The sequence below is a fragment of the [Bacillus] selenitireducens MLS10 genome (assembly GCF_000093085.1).
GTDB classification, from domain to species: Bacteria; Bacillota; Bacilli; order Bacillales; family Salisediminibacteriaceae; genus Salisediminibacterium; species Salisediminibacterium selenitireducens.
On sequence record NC_014219.1, the window covers coordinates 557380 to 574213 of the forward strand.

General features: G+C 50.8%; 17 protein-coding genes, 9 tRNA genes and 2 pseudogenes. 27 read left to right on the plus strand and 1 reads right to left on the minus strand.

Annotated elements, in window-relative coordinates:
• Positions 1-143: 143 nt before the first annotated feature.
• Both BSEL_RS02755 and BSEL_RS02760 read left to right on the plus strand, forming a co-directional pair.
• Positions 144-1220: an extracellular solute-binding protein gene (locus tag BSEL_RS02755; RefSeq protein WP_013171490.1), complete on the plus strand. Its 1077-nt coding sequence runs from the start codon at positions 144-146 to the stop codon at positions 1218-1220.
• Positions 1221-1250: 30 nt separating this feature from the next.
• The gene (locus BSEL_RS02760) at positions 1251-2945 is read left to right on the plus strand and encodes an ABC transporter permease (protein ID WP_013171491.1); all 1695 of its coding nucleotides are present in this window, start codon (positions 1251-1253) and stop codon (positions 2943-2945) included.
• 43 nt (positions 2946-2988) lie between these two features.
• On the opposite strand, the gene BSEL_RS02765 is transcribed toward BSEL_RS02760, so the two are convergent.
• A complete protein-coding gene (locus BSEL_RS02765; RefSeq protein WP_013171492.1) occupies positions 2989-3756 on the minus strand; it encodes a rhomboid family intramembrane serine protease in 768 nt (255 codons plus the stop codon).
• A 103-nt stretch (positions 3757-3859) separates the two neighbouring features.
• On the opposite strand from BSEL_RS02765, the gene acpS reads away from it, so the two are divergent.
• The 25 genes and pseudogenes from acpS to BSEL_RS02885 all read left to right on the plus strand — a co-directional run bounded on the left by acpS (position 3860) and on the right by BSEL_RS02885 (position 16832).
• Positions 3860-4255, plus strand: coding sequence for a holo-ACP synthase (acpS, locus tag BSEL_RS02770; protein WP_013171493.1), 396 nt, complete (start codon positions 3860-3862; stop codon positions 4253-4255).
• 2 nt (positions 4256-4257) lie between these two features.
• Positions 4258-4887 (plus strand): annotated as a pseudogene (locus BSEL_RS18315) (NAD(P)H-hydrate epimerase); the annotation flags it as partial.
• Positions 4888-4938: 51 nt separating this feature from the next.
• A pseudogene (locus BSEL_RS18320) lies at positions 4939-5829 on the plus strand (NAD(P)H-hydrate dehydratase); the annotation flags it as partial.
• A complete protein-coding gene (gene alr, locus BSEL_RS02780; protein WP_013171495.1) occupies positions 5826-7043 on the plus strand; it encodes an alanine racemase in 1218 nt (405 codons plus the stop codon). The pseudogene BSEL_RS18320 and the gene alr, both read left to right, overlap by 4 nt.
• Positions 7044-7212: 169 nt before the next feature.
• Entirely contained in the window at positions 7213-7491 is a 279-nt protein-coding gene (locus BSEL_RS02785) for a hypothetical protein (protein ID WP_013171496.1), read from the plus strand.
• A gap of 3 nt (positions 7492-7494) precedes the next feature.
• Positions 7495-7845: a type II toxin-antitoxin system PemK/MazF family toxin gene (locus BSEL_RS02790; protein ID WP_041581698.1), complete on the plus strand. Its 351-nt coding sequence runs from the start codon at positions 7495-7497 to the stop codon at positions 7843-7845.
• 178 nt (positions 7846-8023) lie between these two features.
• Positions 8024-8884, plus strand: coding sequence for an RsbT co-antagonist protein RsbRA (locus BSEL_RS02795; RefSeq protein ID WP_013171498.1), 861 nt, complete (start codon positions 8024-8026; stop codon positions 8882-8884).
• Entirely contained in the window at positions 8865-9221 is a 357-nt protein-coding gene (locus BSEL_RS02800) for an STAS domain-containing protein (protein ID WP_013171499.1), read from the plus strand. Before BSEL_RS02795 ends, BSEL_RS02800 begins: the two co-directional genes overlap by 20 nt.
• A 4-nt stretch (positions 9222-9225) precedes the next feature.
• Entirely contained in the window at positions 9226-9627 is a 402-nt protein-coding gene (locus BSEL_RS02805; RefSeq protein WP_013171500.1) for an anti-sigma regulatory factor, read from the plus strand.
• A gap of 26 nt (positions 9628-9653) precedes the next feature.
• Complete coding sequence (locus BSEL_RS02810) at positions 9654-10667, plus strand: PP2C family protein-serine/threonine phosphatase (protein WP_013171501.1); 1014 nt, start codon at positions 9654-9656, stop codon at positions 10665-10667.
• Between the two features lie 64 nt (positions 10668-10731).
• On the plus strand, positions 10732-11061 hold the full coding sequence (locus BSEL_RS02815; RefSeq protein WP_013171502.1) for an STAS domain-containing protein: 330 nt from the start codon (positions 10732-10734) through the stop codon (positions 11059-11061).
• Positions 11061-11558, plus strand: a complete 498-nt coding sequence (rsbW, locus tag BSEL_RS02820) for an anti-sigma B factor RsbW (protein WP_013171503.1) — start codon at positions 11061-11063, stop codon at positions 11556-11558. The genes BSEL_RS02815 and rsbW overlap by 1 nt, the downstream gene beginning before the upstream one ends.
• A gap of 34 nt (positions 11559-11592) precedes the next feature.
• Positions 11593-12327: an RNA polymerase sigma factor SigB gene (sigB, locus tag BSEL_RS02825; protein ID WP_232970505.1), complete on the plus strand. Its 735-nt coding sequence runs from the start codon at positions 11593-11595 to the stop codon at positions 12325-12327.
• The gene (locus tag BSEL_RS02830) at positions 12327-12938 is read left to right on the plus strand and encodes a SpoIIE family protein phosphatase (protein WP_013171505.1); all 612 of its coding nucleotides are present in this window, start codon (positions 12327-12329) and stop codon (positions 12936-12938) included. The genes sigB and BSEL_RS02830 overlap by 1 nt, the downstream gene beginning before the upstream one ends.
• Positions 12939-13113: 175 nt before the next feature.
• The gene (locus BSEL_RS02835) at positions 13114-15288 is read left to right on the plus strand and encodes a Tex family protein (protein ID WP_013171506.1); all 2175 of its coding nucleotides are present in this window, start codon (positions 13114-13116) and stop codon (positions 15286-15288) included.
• Positions 15289-15379: 91 nt separating this feature from the next.
• The gene (locus BSEL_RS02840) at positions 15380-15862 is read left to right on the plus strand and encodes a SprT family protein (protein ID WP_013171507.1); all 483 of its coding nucleotides are present in this window, start codon (positions 15380-15382) and stop codon (positions 15860-15862) included.
• A gap of 120 nt (positions 15863-15982) precedes the next feature.
• Positions 15983-16057, plus strand: a tRNA-Asn gene (locus BSEL_RS02845).
• 3 nt (positions 16058-16060) lie between these two features.
• Positions 16061-16151: transfer RNA gene (locus tag BSEL_RS02850), tRNA-Ser, on the plus strand.
• Positions 16152-16156: 5 nt separating this feature from the next.
• A tRNA-Glu gene (locus tag BSEL_RS02855) sits at positions 16157-16231 on the plus strand.
• A 23-nt stretch (positions 16232-16254) separates the two neighbouring features.
• Positions 16255-16330: transfer RNA gene (locus tag BSEL_RS02860), tRNA-Val, on the plus strand.
• Positions 16331-16358: 28 nt separating this feature from the next.
• A tRNA-Asp gene (locus tag BSEL_RS02865) sits at positions 16359-16434 on the plus strand.
• A 7-nt stretch (positions 16435-16441) separates the two neighbouring features.
• Positions 16442-16526 (plus strand) — tRNA-Leu (locus BSEL_RS02870).
• A 21-nt stretch (positions 16527-16547) separates the two neighbouring features.
• A tRNA-Leu gene (locus BSEL_RS02875) sits at positions 16548-16633 on the plus strand.
• 18 nt (positions 16634-16651) lie between these two features.
• Positions 16652-16728, plus strand: a tRNA-Pro gene (locus BSEL_RS02880).
• Between the two features lie 30 nt (positions 16729-16758).
• Positions 16759-16832 (plus strand) — tRNA-Gly (locus BSEL_RS02885).
• Positions 16833-16834: the final 2 nt, after the last annotated feature.

Sequence of the window (16834 nt, forward strand, 5' to 3'; positions counted from 1 at the left end):
ATCACCGGATTGTCAAGAGTTTTGTTGAAAAAAATCACTTTTCTCTATTGTATTTTTGGTCGTCCTCGTGTAGTATTTAATTTGTAAATGATAATGATTTTCATTATCATTTAAGAACACAACAACCAAGGGGGACATCAACGATGAAAAAAGGTTTTTTACTCAGTGCGGCGATTCTGCCAGGCTTTATGCTTGCAGCTTGCGGGAACGACGGAAACAATGAAACAGGAAGTAACGAAGCAAATGATAACGAAGTTGTGGAAGCCGGAGGCGAACTTGTAGTATACTCAGCACGTAACGAAACATTCGTCCAGGCACTTCTCGATAAATTCGAAGAAGATACAGGGATTGAGGTATTGGCGCTTCACGGCGCTGAGCCGCTTCAGATTCAGGAAGAGGCAGGCAATGTGCAGGCGGATATCTTTATCTCCAATGACCTTGGCGGACTTGAATACTTAAATCAGCAGGATCTCCTTGAAGGTGGCGACTATGAGAATGTCGATTCCATCGACGAACAGTACCGTGCTGAAAATAATGAATGGATTGCTTTATCATCAAGAGCAAGAGGGTTTATCTACAATAAAGACATGATAGCTGAAGAAGACGTACCTCAGTCCATGGAAGACCTGTTTGACCCGTCCTATGCAGACGTGGAGAATGGCTATGCCATTACCCGCGGCGGTAACGGGGGCATGATCGGGAATGTGTCGGCTCTCCGCTACGAGTGGGGCGATGAGCGTACACAGGAGTGGATCGAAACGATCCAGGAAAATGCTTCCGGGATCATGCAGGGCCATGGTGATATTCGGCGGGCAGTGGGTGCAGGTGAGCATTCATTTGGACTCGTGAATAACTATTACTATCACCAGCAGCTCGAAGAGCCGGATAACAACAATGTCGGCTTCGTATACCCGGACCAGGAAGACGGTCAAATGGGCGCGATCACAAACGCTGCAGGACTCGGGAAAGTGGCCGGCGGACCGAACGGTGATAATGGCGACCGGTTCATGAACTGGATTCTTGAAGAAGAAAACCAGCTTGCCTTTGTCGGTGAATCACTTGAAGTGCCGATTAACCCTGATCTCGAGCCGCCGTTCGAAGGTGCTGTAAGGATTGCCGATCTGAATCTTCAGGACATGCCACTTCGCGAATTGGGTAACTTCTTCGAGGATACACGCAGTCTGATTGAAGATGCTGGGCTTGATCTTGAACTGAGATAAACGCCAAATCCGATAACAGGAGAGGGCACTATGACAACCAATCATCACGATAAGAATCACGATCAGACAAATAAAGAAATGCATACAGAAGAACAGAAGGTTGAGGGCAAAAAGCCCTCAACCATTCTGCGTTTCATGAACAGGCGGTGGATGGATCACTGGAGCGGGAATCCGCCGGGTCCGATTCTGCTGTTAATCGGTATCGTCACGGCGATTCTCATGTCTGTCCCGATTCTGTATGTGATCTGGCGCGCGGTTTTCGCAGGTGCTGACAGCTGGGCGCGGCTGTTGGGGAACCGGATTCCCGGCCTTATCTGGGATACACTTTCCCTTGTTGTCGCCGTTACCGCTGCGGCGATTACGATCGGTGTCAGTGTCGCCTGGCTTGTTGTCAGGACGGATCTGCCGGGGCGCAAATGGCTTCAGTGGATGATGGCACTGCCTCTCGTTATCCCTCCTTACGTGGGGGCGGTGACGTACATCATTGTGTTCGGGCCGAGCGGCTGGGCGAGGGATCTGTGGGAACAATCGTTCCTCGACTCGATCATCGCCTACCCGATAAATATATATTCCTTTTGGGGTGTATTCATTACCCTGACCCTCTTCACGTATCCGTACGTCTTTCTGATTGCCAGTGCATCACTCAGGAAGATGAACAAAAGCTTTGAAGAGGTGGCCCGTTCACAGGGAATGAGTACGGCGCAGATCTTTTTCAAGGTGAACTTGCCCCTTTTGCGGCCGGCGATTGGTGCCGGAGCGATTCTGATCAGTCTCTATGTATTGTCTGATTTCGGTGCGATTGCGATGCTCCGCTATGTGACGTTTACTGCAGCGATTTATTACCAGCGTGCGGGTTTTGATATCCCGGCTGCTTCGGTACTGAGTCTCGTTCTGATTGTCATTACGGTCCTGATCCTGTGGCTCGAATCGTATACAAGGAGAAAGAACAAGTACTACCAGACAACGAACTCCTACAAAGAACCGGATATTCTGTCCCTCGGAAAATGGAAGCCGATTGCGACCCTTTATATCGGCACGGTTTTCAGTCTTGCGGTGGTCCTGCCGATCAGTGTCCTTGTGTACTGGACGGTCATCGGTGCAGGTGCAGGGGCCATTGACAGCCGCTTCTTCGGTTTCGCCTGGAACAGCATTAAAGTGTCCGGCCTTGCAGCCGTGATTTCCATGCTGTTGGCGACACCGATCATTTACCTGAAATCCCGTCATCCGTCACTGACGTCTAGTACGATCGACAAGCTGAGCTATGGCGGCTATGCCTTGCCGGGGGTGATTGTGGCACTTGGACTGGTCTTTATCTTTAACAATCACATTCCAATGCTTTATAACACGTTTTATATGATTGCCGTTGCGTTTGTCGTGCGCTTCCTGCCACAGGCCATGCAGGCGGGGGATGCGTCTCTCAGTCTCGTGTCACCGCGGATGGATGAAGCGGCGAGAAGCCTCGGATACCCTGCCTGGAAGGTTATGTTCAAAGTTGTCCTGCCAACGATAATGCCGGGTGTTCTCGCAGGAGGTGCCCTCGTTTTTGTCAGTTCCATCAAGGAACTTCCGGCCACGCTCATGCTTAGGCCGCCGGGGTTTGATACCCTGGCGGTGCGGGTCTACTATGAAGCGTCGGAAGCGATCTATCATCAGGCGGCTCCTGGTGCCCTCCTGATTGTATTGGTCTCGATCATTCCGCTGCATTATCTCCTGAAGAAATATTAATCACGAAAAAGGCGGGCCCTGTCGGGAGCCCGCTTTTTGCATATCAGGAGAAGAACAGGGTATCGATGAGCCAGAAGAATCCGATCATGGCCACCGCGCCGCCGGCGATGTAAAACCAAAGTTGTTCCTTGATCCTGCGCTTTTTCTCCCAGCGCTTCGGATCAAAGCCGATATCGTCGGGATCGTGAACGTTGGATGAACCGAGCTGATTAGACCATCTGGAGACGCCGGTAAGGAACAGCGGCGCAAGGGCTGCACCTGCAATCAGCCCGAACAGGTGGGCGAGGATGTTAATCCCTGGGTTTACAAAGGTCATGATTACACCGATAATGATAATGGTCACAATCATTTGTGAACTGACCTGATCCATCAGGTCTTTGCGAAGCAGCACGATATACAGATAGACACCAAAGAGGCCGTAAATGGCCCCGGATGCCCCGACATGGGAATAGTTGGGGCCTTGAAGCAGGAATGTGACGATATTGGCGATGACGGCGGTTCCGAGAAACAGCATCACGAACCGGCTGATGCCAAGTTTGGCTTCGAGCCATGGACCGAAAAGAAACAGGGCAAATGAGTTAAACATGACATGCATGAGCCCGCCGTGAAGAAAGATCGGGGTGACGAGGCGCCAATACTCGCCCATGGCGATGGCGAAGTTCCATCCGACACCGAGGGCGAAGATCTCGTTTCCTCCGAGAAATCCGAACCAGTACACCCAAATATAGAAGAAGAGGCAAATGCTGATGAGGACCGAAACGGCCTTGTAAGTGGAAATATATTCAGAGAAACTTTCATTACGTAAGAACATGGCGTATCAACCTTTCAGAAAACGGTTATGTGTCTGTTACACGTAAATCATATCATACCGGCGATACATACGACCATCGTTACGGTACAGGGAGCTGACACGTATGATTCAGGGGATAGGACTCGATATCATTGAACTTGAGCGAATCAGGCGGCTTACGGTGAGGCAGCCGAGATTTTCGGCAAGGATTCTGACTGAACGTGAACTGACGAAGATGGCATCGTTCACCGATGCGAACAGAAAGATCGAATACTTGGCCGGGCGCTATGCGGCGAAAGAGGCGTTTTCCAAGGCACTTGGATGCGGCATCGGTGGTGAATTGTCCTTTCAGGATATCGACATCATCAACAGGGAAGACGGCAGGCCGGAACTGTTCTGTCAGGCACTTGACCAGGATACCCGGGCACTTGTGTCGATCACCCATACGAGGGACATGGCCGCAGCACAGGTCATCCTTGAGCGGTCGCCTGGCCCATTGAATGATAAAAGCGGGGTGTGAGCATGAGAATCGTATCAGGAACGGAGATGCGTGCAATTGATCACTGCACGATTCACGAAATGGGCTTTGACGAGTTCGCGCTGATGGAGAGCGCTGGGCGTGCGTTTACAGAAGCCCTGATAAAGAGATTGTCAAAAGACGATGAGATTCTCGTCCTGGCAGGCGGCGGAAATAATGGCGGGGATGCGATTATTGCGGCAAGGCATCTGCTTGAGCGCGGGTATCGGGTTCGACTGTTTACCGTCTCGGAGAAAGCGCAAACGAAGGGAGCGGCGCGCCGGCATCTGGACATGTTTGAACGGATGGGGCACAGCTTCCGGTCATTGGGCCAAGCTCCAGATGATGACGTGCATGAAGCGATCCGAAGGTCCGGGGTGATTGTCGACGGGCTTCTTGGAACAGGTGTCCGGGGAGCGGTCCGGAATCCCTATCAGGGGCTGATTGAAGCGGTGAACGAAGCATCAGCCATGACGGTGGCCCTCGATGTCCCGAGTGGCATGCCTTCGAATGAGGAAGACGACGGATCGGGCGGAGTGGTGGCTGATCTGACGATTACCCTTGCCTGCCCGAAAGAGACATTTTATCTGCCGGCGTTTCGGGATTTCTGTGGCACAATTATCACTGTCGATATCGGTATTCCGAAAGCAGCCTTCAAAAGCGGCGGGCAACAGCGCAGTCTGATTGATCCTGAATCCGTCCGGCGGACGCTGCCTGTACGTCAGCCCGGGATGCACAAAGGAGTTGCCGGGCGCGGCCTTCTGATTGCAGGGAGCCGTTCGATGCCGGGCGCAGCGGCACTTGCTGCTGAGGCGGCCATCCGCTCAGGAGCGGGGCTGTTTACCCTCGCCTCGGGAGAATCCGTCCTTGAGCGCCTTCCGGAAGCGGTCCGTGAGGCGATGTACTTGCCGATTGAAGAAGCGGACGGGCAAGTCACGCTGCACGGCGAGATGTCCTTTGCCGGTTTTGACGGGATTGCCGCAGGGCCGGGACTCGGAAGGGAGGAGACGGGATCGGTGCGGGCGTTTTTCCGCGCGGTCACGTGCCCCCTCATTCTCGATGCGGATGCACTGTACCGGGCCAGGGCCGACTTGGACGGTTTATTGATGGATGCAGGGGGACCGGTTATTCTCACGCCTCATCCCGGTGAGATGGCTGCCATCATGGATGTGTCCGTTCAGGACGTCGAACAGAACCGGTTTTCCATCAGCCGAAAACTGGCAAATAAGGGCTGTTTTGTCGTCCTGAAAGGGCGCCATACGATCATTACGGCGCCTGACGGGACGCAGTGGGTGAACACATCCGGCACGCCTGCCCTTGCAAAAGGTGGCACAGGGGATGTATTAACGGGGATGATCCTTGCCTTTGTCATGCAGATCAACGAGGTTGCGGATGCCCTGAAGGCAGCCGTTTACCTGCACGGTGCTGCAGGTGAAATGGCTGAAGCGGGGCAGGATGCGCTTTCTGTGACAGCGGGAGATGTGATCGGGAAGATCGGCCCCGCCATTCATGCGTGCCGGACTCAAACAGGTCCGATTCAACTTGACACAGACTGGAAATCGGTGATAATTAAATGAAACAGATACAGGAGATATACAGGAAAGCGGGGGATCAGGCGGTGGATGTGACACACCCTTTTTACAGAGATACATGGGCGGAGATCGATTTGAACGCCATTCATGATAATGTGACAGCCATAAAGGCGTCGCTGCCGGCGCATACGGAAATGATGGCTGTCGTGAAGGCCAATGCATACGGGCACGGGGCCGTCGATGTGGCAAGGGAAGCACTCGATGCTGGTGCGACCTACCTCGGTGTGGCGATACTCGATGAAGCCATCGCCCTCAGAAAAGCGGGCATCGGAGCACCGATTCTCGTATTGGGGTATATTCGGGCCGAGGATATTCTCATTGCCTCCGAGCTTGATATCGCCGTGACCGTTTTTCAAAAAGACTGGCTGGAAAAAGCCGAGTCGCTTCTCAGGGCGGCCGGAAGAAAAGCGGTATGCCATGTGAAACTCGATTCAGGCATGGGGCGCATCGGACTTCGAAAAGAAGAGGAGATCCGCGAACTTGCGGAAGTTCTGAAAGCGTCCCTTCATATCCATGTGGAAGGCGCATATACGCACATGGCGGCGGCTGATGAGCCGGGGAATGACTATTACCATGTGCAAAAAGAACGCTTCCTGGACATGATGGACTGGCTGGAGTCCTCACTCGGGGAGAAAGTGAAGATCCGCCACTGTGCGAACAGTGCGTCGGCGCTTCGTTTCCACGAGGAAAGCTGTAACCTGGTCCGTGTCGGCATTTCCATGTACGGCATGGCGCCGTCGGTCGAGATGAAACCGGATATGAAGGTGCCACTGAAGCAGGCGATGTCCTTAAAGAGCAGAATTACACAAGTGAAGCTGCTTGAACCTGGCGAAGGGATCAGCTATGGCTCCACCTACCGCACAAGCGGGCATGAATGGATCGGGACGGTGCCGATCGGGTATGCCGACGGCTGGATCCGGGCTCACCAGTCCGGCGATGTCCTCGTGAAGGGGAAACGGGCGAAAATTGTCGGGCGAATCTGTATGGATCAGATGATGATCCTTCTCGACGGTCCCGTTGAGACCGGTACGGAGGTGACGCTGATCGGTGAAGATGGGGGAAGTTTTCTCTCCATGGATGAAGTGGCAGGCAGGATTGATACGATCAGTTATGAGATTCCCTGTACCCTCAGTTACCGGGTTCCCCGGGCTGTCCGTAAGGACGGGCGAGTGCTCTATGTCCATAATGATATTTTCTGATGCTTTCAGGTATTGGCAAACGAGCTAAACAAGTTGTTCATGTTGACAATTTGTCATCAAAAAGAAATATGGGAAACTTTCAAAAGAACCTTTTCACACCGGTATTTCAATGCTATGATTGAGATTGAATCCAACATTTACGGCTATTGAGTTTCCAGGAGGTGTTCTTGTGTCAGCAGACTGCACGAAGAAAATCAGCGTAAACTTGCCGCAGCATCTGGTTCACGAGATTGATGCATTAACAGAAGGTGAAGGATGTAACCGGGATGAACTGATTCACCGGGAATTGATGCGCTTTGTTGAAATACAGCGCACCAAGCAGATTCGTGAAGAAATGGAACGCGGGTACATGGAAATGGCAAAGATCAACCTGAACATTGCGTCAGAATCGTTTTTGGTTGAAGAGGAGGCCGAAAGTGCGCTCGACCGGCTGGTCAGCGGGGTGTAACTCTTGATGGTCAAACGAGGCGATGTTTACTTCGCTGATCTGTCACCCGTGGTCGGATCGGAACAGGGTGGCGTCCGTCCGGTGCTCATTATTCAAAATGACATCGGAAACAGATTCAGCCCGACTGTGATTGTCGCTGCGATAACAGCGCAAATCCAGAAGGCGAAGTTACCAACACATGTTGAAATCGATGCAAAAAAAAATGGGTTTGATCGTGATTCCGTCATTTTGCTTGAACAGATTCGTACGATTGACAAGCAAAGACTGACAGATAAGATCACTCATCTTGACGAAAAGACGATGGCGAAAGTTGACGAAGCGCTTCGTGTCAGTATCGGACTTATTCATTTATAACGTGAGACGAGAAAAGGCCACCCGGTTCCGGGTGGCCTTTTCCCGTGCATGCGGGGAACGTGGTTTTTGGAACTTCGAACTCTTTCGTCCGGAAAACTGAATGGTTTGATTGATTTTACTTACGAAGAATGGAATAATGAGATTATTACTATGTACGGTACAATTGGGGGAGAATTGCGTGAATACATTCGTTAAAGAAAGCATACTTGAACAGCGGAGCGCTATCATGAACAGGTGGATTGAAGAAATTGAGTCGTTCCGCACCGATGACTCACTGCAGAACATTTCAAATACGGTATACGAAAACACGAACAGGGAATTTATTGACAAGCTTTTTGGCGCCATTGAAGAAGGCCATACGAAAGTGGACCGACCTCTCGATGATTTTGCAGAACGCCTGATTCAGCTCGGCTGGCCGCTTCATTATCTCACACGCGGGCTTCAGGAATTCCGGAAAGTGACGATCGAAATCCTTTCGGAAACTGACTCGGATTATTGCCAGAGCATTGAGTTCTTTCAGGACATTGAGAGTTGGATCGACGATATGGTCAATATGCTGGTCAACCAGTATTCAGGCTCATGGGAAAACACCGTCTTCCTTCAGAAGATGGCGTTAAAAGAGTTATCAGCGCCACTGATTCCGGTCTTTGACAGAATCAGTGTAATGCCTCTGATTGGCACGATCGATACGGAACGGGCGAAGCTGATCATGGAGAATCTTCTCGACGGGGTCATTGAACACCGTTCACAGGTTGTGCTGATTGATATCACCGGCGTGCCGGTTGTCGACACGATGGTCGCCCATCATATCATTCAGGCTTCTGAGGCTGTTCGTCTCGTTGGAGCGAAGTGCATTCTTGTCGGGATCCGTCCTGAGATCGCCCAGACCATTGTCAACCTGGGGATTGACCTTGGCAAATTCCCGACAAAGAGTACGCTCAAGAAGGGCATTGAAGCCGCCCTTGAGATGACCCAGCGCGAAATCATAGAATTTGATTCAGTCAAAGGAGGCGAGATCATTGCGGATTCCAATACTTAAACTGCACGATTACTTATTAATATCCGTACAGGTCGAACTCGATGACCAGACGGCTTTGCAATTCCAGGAAGACGTACTTGAAAAGATCCATCAGGAAGGTTCCCGCGGGGTTGTGATTGATCTCACATCCGTTGATATGATTGATTCTTTTATTGCCAAAGTCCTCGGTGATGTTGTCGATATGTCAAATCTGATGGGGGCAAAGGTGGTCATGACAGGGATTCAGCCTGCTGTCGCCATCACTCTGATCGATATGGGAATTGTACTTGATGATGTGCCGACTGCTCTTGACCTTGAACAGGGACTTGAGCGACTCCAATTGGAACTGGAGGGCTGATCCGATGGCAGAAGAGACAAATGTGGACATTCACAGTGAATGGGGTATCGTGGCTGCCAGACAGGCAGGCCGCACGATGGCAAAAGAGATCGGATTCGGTTCGGTGGACCAGGCCAGAATCACGACGGCCATATCTGAACTTGCCAGAAATATATATCTGTATGCTGAAAAAGGAAAAATCAGAATTCAGGCAGCACAAGGTGCCAACAGACGCGGGATCCGGATTGTGGCTTCAGATGAGGGACCGGGTATCCCGGATCTCCGCAGAGTAATGGAGGACGGCTTTACCACTTCCGGTGGACTCGGGGCAGGACTTCCCGGTGTGAAACGCCTGATGGACGAGTTTGATATTGATTCCAAGGTCGGTGAAGGGACAACGATCACCGCCATCAAGTGGATCAGATAGAGAGAGAACAGGGAGGTGTGCCGGTTTTGAGGGACACAAAGTATTCGTTATACCAGATGTACAAAGAGATGCTGACGAGCTATCTGGATACAAAAAATGAACAGGCACTTTACCATGCTCAGCAATTCAGTAAAGAAATGATGGAGAAAGACATGTCCCCTGAGGAGACGGTTAGTCTCCATCTTTCTGTTTTTCAGGAGCTGGCAACGGAGCTTCCTGAGGAAGTGGTGGATTCATTTGATTTGTTGCTTGAAGTCATGGTTGGATACGGATTGGCCTACCGGGAGCACCAAAGTCTCCGGGATCGCCAGCGTGAACTTGATTCAGAGCTGAATGTGGCGTCAAGGATGCAACAGTCCCTGCTGCCGCACCAGGAGATCGGACTCGATACAATCGATTTGGGTGTTGTGAGTGTCCCTGCAGGCAAGATGAGCGGGGACTATTACCATTATATGACCGATGAACGGGACAATGTGGCAATAGCCGTGGCGGATGTCATTGGCAAGGGCATCCCGGCGGCGATGTCCATGTCGATGATTAAGTATGCAATGGACACCCTGACCGAACAGTCCCTCCGTCCGCGGTCCATCCTTGAAAAACTGAATCGAGTTGTGGAGCGAAATATTGAATCGGATATGTTTATTACGATGATGTACGGTTTCTATGATACGAATATCCACCGGTTCTCCATGGCGAGTGCCGGACATGAACCGGGTTTTCTTTACCGGTCTGAATCGGACAGTTTTGAGGATCTTGAAGCAAAGGGCCTGGTTCTCGGTGTCTCACCGAAGGTCAGTTACGAAGAGATTATTTACGACATTCAGGTAGGCGACTTTATTGTTCTGCTGTCTGACGGGGTCACGGAATGCCGGATTGACGGTGAGTTTATTCGCCGCGACCAGGTTATGGACATGATACGTGAACGAAAGGATCTGGAGGCTCAGGAAATTGTCGATTCGATCTACTATGAGCTTGAGCGTGCGCAGGGTTTTCAGCTCCGTGATGATTTTACACTGCTGATTTTAAAGCGAAAGGTTTAAGCAGACCCGTAAAGTGGTATCTGTATAAAATGGAAAGAAGCGATTGACGGGAGGTTTTTAAGCAATGAATTTATCAGTAAGTGTAAAAGAAGGAGAAACGAGTAATGTTGCCTATGTATCCGGTGAGGTGGATGTGTATACGGCATCAAAGCTGAAAGAAACACTGAATCCTTTGGCGGAACAGGAGAACAAGGACCTGTATGTCGATTTGTCCAATGTTGAGTATATTGATTCCACAGGGCTCGGTATTTTTATCGGAACTCTGAAACTCACTGAAAAGTCAGGGAGCAACTTGAAGCTCCGCGGTTTGAATGACCGTGTTCTCAGACTGTTTGAGATTACGGGTCTGAACGAAGTCATTGAGATTGACGCCGACAAAAGGGAGGAAGCCTGATGAGTAAGGTGGCGGACCGTATTGAAATGAATGTTCCGGCCAAAGCTGAATATGTCGGGGTTGTCCGGCTGACGGCTTCTGGTGTCGCGAACCGGCTCGGTTATTCCTATGATGACATCGAAGACATTAAGCTTGCAGTAGCTGAAGCCTGTACAAATGTCGTGAATCATGCTTATGAAAAAGCGGACGATGAGGTGTCCCACGATATTCATCTCAAATTTTCTGTGTATGAAGACCGCATGGAATTTGTCATTGCAGATCAAGGCGGCGCAGTCGACCTTGATGTGCTCAAGAAAAAACGGGGACCGTTGAATGCTTCGCAGGCAATCGAAGATATGAAGGAAGGGGGGCTCGGCCTTTTCCTGATTGAAACATTGATGGATGAAGTGGATATACAGGGAGATACAGGCGTTATCATTACGATGACGAAGTTCCTAAAGAGAGATGAGGTGGAGCCCGGTGACGAGAGAACCTCGGAAGAACTCCCGAAGCAGTAAACAGAAGGAAGAGGACAAAGAGCGGCAATTAAAGATGATCGCCGAGTTCCAGGAAACGGGAGACGATGAGATCCAGACACAGCTTGTCCTTGAATATGAGAATTTAGTGCATGCGTTGGCGAGAAAATTTTCGCGTGGGCAGCGTCATGATGAGGATCTGGTCCAGGTTGGGATGATCGGTCTGCTGGCTGCACTGAGGCGGTTTGATCCCTCTTTTGGCAGAAGTTTTGAATCCTTCGCCGTTCCGACGATTGTCGGAGAGATCAAACGCTTCATCCGGGATAAAACCTGGAGCGTCCATGTGCCAAGAAGAATCAAAGAGCTCGGACCAAAGATCAAGAGTGCTGTTGAGAACCTGACAACGGAGCTTCAGCGCAGTCCGCAGGTTGAAGAAATTGCTGACTACCTTGAAGTGAGCGAAGAAGAAATTCTTGAGACGATGGAGATGGGCAAGAGCTACCAGGCGCTGTCTGTTGACCGTTCGATTGAAGCAGATGATGAGGGCAGTGCCGTTACCCTGCTCGATCTTGTCGGATCGGTGGAATCGGGTTATGAGCAAACGGATCAGCAACTCCTCCTTGAGAAGGCTTTTCAGGTGCTGACGGATCGGGAAAAACAGATCCTGCAGCTGACCTATTTCGAAAACATGAGCCAAAAAGAGACAGGTGAACAGCTGGGTATATCCCAAATGCATGTCTCACGGCTGCAGCGGCGTGCGCTGCAGAAATTGAAGGATTCCATCAGGATTGAAGCGACGGAGGCTTTCTAATGATTGAACATCAGCTAATGGATGAGATGGATATCAGTGTGTATCAGAATGCGAAGAAGGGTAACTGGTGCTCTGGCGATGCCGTCTATATCGTGCGGACGTCAGACTACATTCTGGTTGCCGTTACAGATGGCCTTGGAAGCGGTCATGAGGCACAGGAAGCGTCTGAATCCGTGATGGCAATTATCCGCGCGGATCACGACCTTCCGTTCCGTGCACTCCTTGACCGGTGCAACAATGCCGTCTGGGGTACGCGAGGTGTCGTTTTATCCATTCTGAAGTTCGATTTTCACAGTCAACAGGTCGAGTATATTAACGTCGGCAACATCACATGTACCTTTTATTACCCGGACGGGAAAATGTACCGTCCGATCCCATCCCGCGGTTATCTGTCGGGTCGGAAGCACAAGGCGAAACCATCGAATATTCCGTTTGAACCCGGTATGGGGTTCATTGTCTATTCTGACGGACTGACATTCAATCCTGCTTATCACGCGCTGTTTGACAGGCATTTGACGGCGCAGGAAACCCTGGAGATGATTGTCGATCTGAAGGTGGATTCGAATGATGATGTGGCGATTGTACTCGGTCATGTTCACCAACCGGACTGATATTCATCCGTATTCAGGGTGAGATAAAGAAAAAGAGAAAGCCGCCGGCCAAAAGGTCAGGCGGTTTTTTGCATGCGATTCGTGCTATCGGCGGGTTACACCTAAGGCGAAATCGCGGTATAATGACGAACGTAAAGAAATAGAACGGGTGCAGAGACAGAAGGGATGGACGATCATGGAATGGACTGAACAGACAATGCGTATTCTCAAAGATGTTGTGAAGCTTGTATCTTTGCGGGAAGATCAGGTTAAAAAAGTCATTGAGCTTCACGAAGAGAAAAATACCGTACCGTTTATCGCACGCTATCGTAAGGAAATGACCGGCGGCCTTGATGAAGATCAGATCCGCGGCATTCTGGATACATGGGGGTATGCCAATCAGCTTGCAGACCGAAAAGAAGAAGTGGTCCGACTGATCGGTGAACAGGGAAAACTGACGGAAGAACTTGAAGGAAAAATCCTGCAGGCTGTAAAGCTTCAGGAAGTGGAAGATCTGTACCGACCTTATAAACAGAAGAGAAGGACCCGGGCAACGATGGCAAAAGAAAAGGGACTTGAACCTCTCGCAGAGTGGCTCCTTTCGTTTCCTTCTTCCGGTGATCCGCTCGCAGAGGCTGCCGCCTATGTGAGTGAAGAACTGGAAGTGGCCAGTGCCGAAGAGGCCCTCCAAGGGGCGCAGGACATCGTCAGTGAGACGTTCGCCGATGATCCGGATATTCGACAACGCGTCCGGGATATGACATTCAAAAACGGGAAAATGACGAGTTCGAAAAAACCGAAAGCTGAAGACGACAAAGGGATCTTCGAAATGTACTACGAGTATGAGGAACCGGTGAAGTCGTTGGCCCATCACAGAGTTCTTGCCATGAACCGCGGTGAGAAAGAAGATGTGCTGAAAGTGAAAATTGTCACGGCGGAAGAACCGATTACGGGCTGGATGAAGCGTCATATTCTGAAAGGCAAATCCACGGCCGTCGAATCCGTGATCACGGATTCGATTTTAGACAGCTACAGCAGGCTGATTGAACCTGCAGTGGAGCGGGAGATTCGGCGAGAGGTTTCCGAAAAAGCGGAAGAGCAGGCTATCCATATCTTCGGCGAGAATCTGCGGAGCCTTCTCTTGCAACCGCCTTTGAAGGATCGGGTCGTACTTGGAATGGATCCGGCTTATCGGACCGGATGCAAACTTGCTGTTGTCGATGCCACGGGAAAACTGCTTGATGTGGCCGTCATCTACCCGGTTAAACCCTGGAATAAGGTAACGGAATCCAGAAGGACTGTGCAGGAACTGATCGAACGGCACGGTGTTGAACTGATTGCCATTGGAAACGGAACGGCATCTCGGGAGACAGAGCAGTTCACGGCTGATTTTCTGAGAGAGAAAGCCCTTGAGGTTCCGTTTCTGATTGTCAATGAAGCCGGGGCAAGCGTGTACTCCGCTTCGAAACTGGCAAAGGAAGAGTTCCCTGATCTTCAGGTGGAGGAACGGAGCGCAGCATCCATCGCCCGCCGCGTCCAGGATCCGTTGGCTGAACTGGTGAAGATCGATCCGAAGTCCGTTGGTGTTGGGCAGTACCAGCATGACGTGACCCAGTCCAAACTGAATGAGAGTCTTTCCTTTGTGGTGGAAACCGTGGTGAACCGCGTTGGTGTAAACGTGAATACGGCCTCCTCGTCTCTCTTGCAGCATGTATCGGGGTTGAGTAAAGCAGTGGCGACCAACATTGTGAAGCAGCGTGATGATGAAGGGAAATTCACGAGCAGGACCCAGCTGAAGAAAGTGCCGAGACTCGGTGCCAAAACCTATGAGCAGAGTATCGGCTTTATGCGGATCCCGGACGGAAAAGAGCCTTTGGACGCAACGGGGATTCACCCGGAAAGTTACGCGGTTGCCAAACAGCTGATGAAGGATTACGGTATTCAAAAGTCTGAGCTCGGGTCATCCGCAACAGCCGACATCCTGAAGGATTTGTCACCGGAGCGGCTGGCCGAAACCTACGGCACGGGTGTACCGACGATCCGAGATATCCTCTCTGCCCTGGTCGAACCGGGAAGAGATCCCCGTGATGAACTGTCCAAACCGCTGTTAAAGACGGATGTTCTTCAAATGGAAGATTTGGAGAAGGGGATGGAGCTCGAAGGAACCGTTCGGAATGTGGTAGACTTCGGTGCATTTGTGGACATCGGCGTCAAACAGGATGGCCTCGTCCATGTATCGAAGCTTCGTAAAGGCTTCGTAAAAAATCCGATGGACGTTGTGAACGTCGGGGATGTCGTCACGGTCTGGGTTGACAGTGTTGATGTTCATAAAGGTCGGATTGCACTGACAATGGTCAAGTCTGACAGTTAAAGACTCAAAACCCCGTCGGTCCCGGCGGGGTTTTCAATATAAGCAGATCCGTGTACAATAAGAATCGGGTCATTGAGAGGAGGTCTGCGGAGTGACAGAGAATGAATTACAGCGACTCACAGAACAGTTATCCGCAGAGTTTTTCGGGAAACCGTTTCGCCACCGGATCACATTTAACAAAAGGCTCAGAACAACCGGAGGCCGTTATCTTCTTAAGAGTCATCATATCGAGATCAACCCGGGCCATTACGAGACATTTGGCAAGAATGAACTTATCGGCATCATTAAACATGAACTATGCCACTATCATTTACATATCGAAGGTCGCGGATATCGGCATCAGGATGCGGAATTTAAAAGACTCTTGAAAGAAACCGGCGCTTCAAGGCACTGCCGACTGATTCCAGGAGCGCGATTACGATCAACGAAGCTTCACATTTATCACTGCGGCGCCTGTCGGCAGGTGTATGAGCGTAAGCGCAGAATGGACGTGAAAAAGTTTGCGTGCGGCCGGTGTGGAGGCAAACTGAAATTTATCAAAACTTTATCTGCAGAAACCATTGACGGCATATGATGGATCTGATATATTATAAAAGTCGCCAACAGAGAGCGAAACACTTTATTGAAAAAGTAGTTGACACGGATTTGATCAACTGTTACACTATAATTTGTCGTTAATCAGATTGCATATTAATCCACAGTAGCTCAGTGGTAGAGCAATCGGCTGTTAACCGATCGGTCGTAGGTTCGAATCCTACCTGTGGAGCCAAATGGAGAAGTACCCAAGTGGCTGAAGGGGCTCCCCTGCTAAGGGAGTAGGTCGTTTGCGCGGCGCGAGGGTTCAAATCCCTCCTTCTCCGCCAGTTCAGGCCCGTTGGTCAAGTGGTTAAGACACCGCCCTTTCACGGCGGTAACACGGGTTCGAATCCCGTACGGGTCACCATACTTAATTTATCGGAGTACCCCGGAGGATTAGCTCAGTTGGGAGAGCATCTGCCTTACAAGCAGGGGGTCGGCGGTTCGAGCCCGTCATCCTCCACCATCAGATTTATACAGTCACACGAATGAATGGTCCCGTGGTGTAGCGGTTAACATGCCTGCCTGTCACGCAGGAGATCGCCGGTTCGATCCCGGTCGGGACCGCCATTGATTTGCGGGTGTGGCGGAATTGGCAGACGCGCTAGACTTAGGATCTAGTGTCTCATGACGTGGAGGTTCGAGTCCTCTCACCCGCACCATTTTCATACTTCTTTTTATCTGCGGTCGTGGCGGAATGGCAGACGCGCTAGGTTGAGGGCCTAGTGGGGGCAACCCCGTGGAGGTTCGACTCCTCTCGACCGCACCATTTTTATGTTTTCTGAAACGGGAAGTAGCTCAGCTTGGTAGAGCACTTGGTTTGGGACCAAGGGGTCGCAGGTTCGAATCCTGTCTTCCCGACCATTTCATACAACTTAACTTTTCTTTTACCATGCGGGTGTAGTTTAGTGGTAAAACCTCAGCCTTCCAAGCTGATGTCGTGGGTTCGATTCCCATCACCCGCTCCATT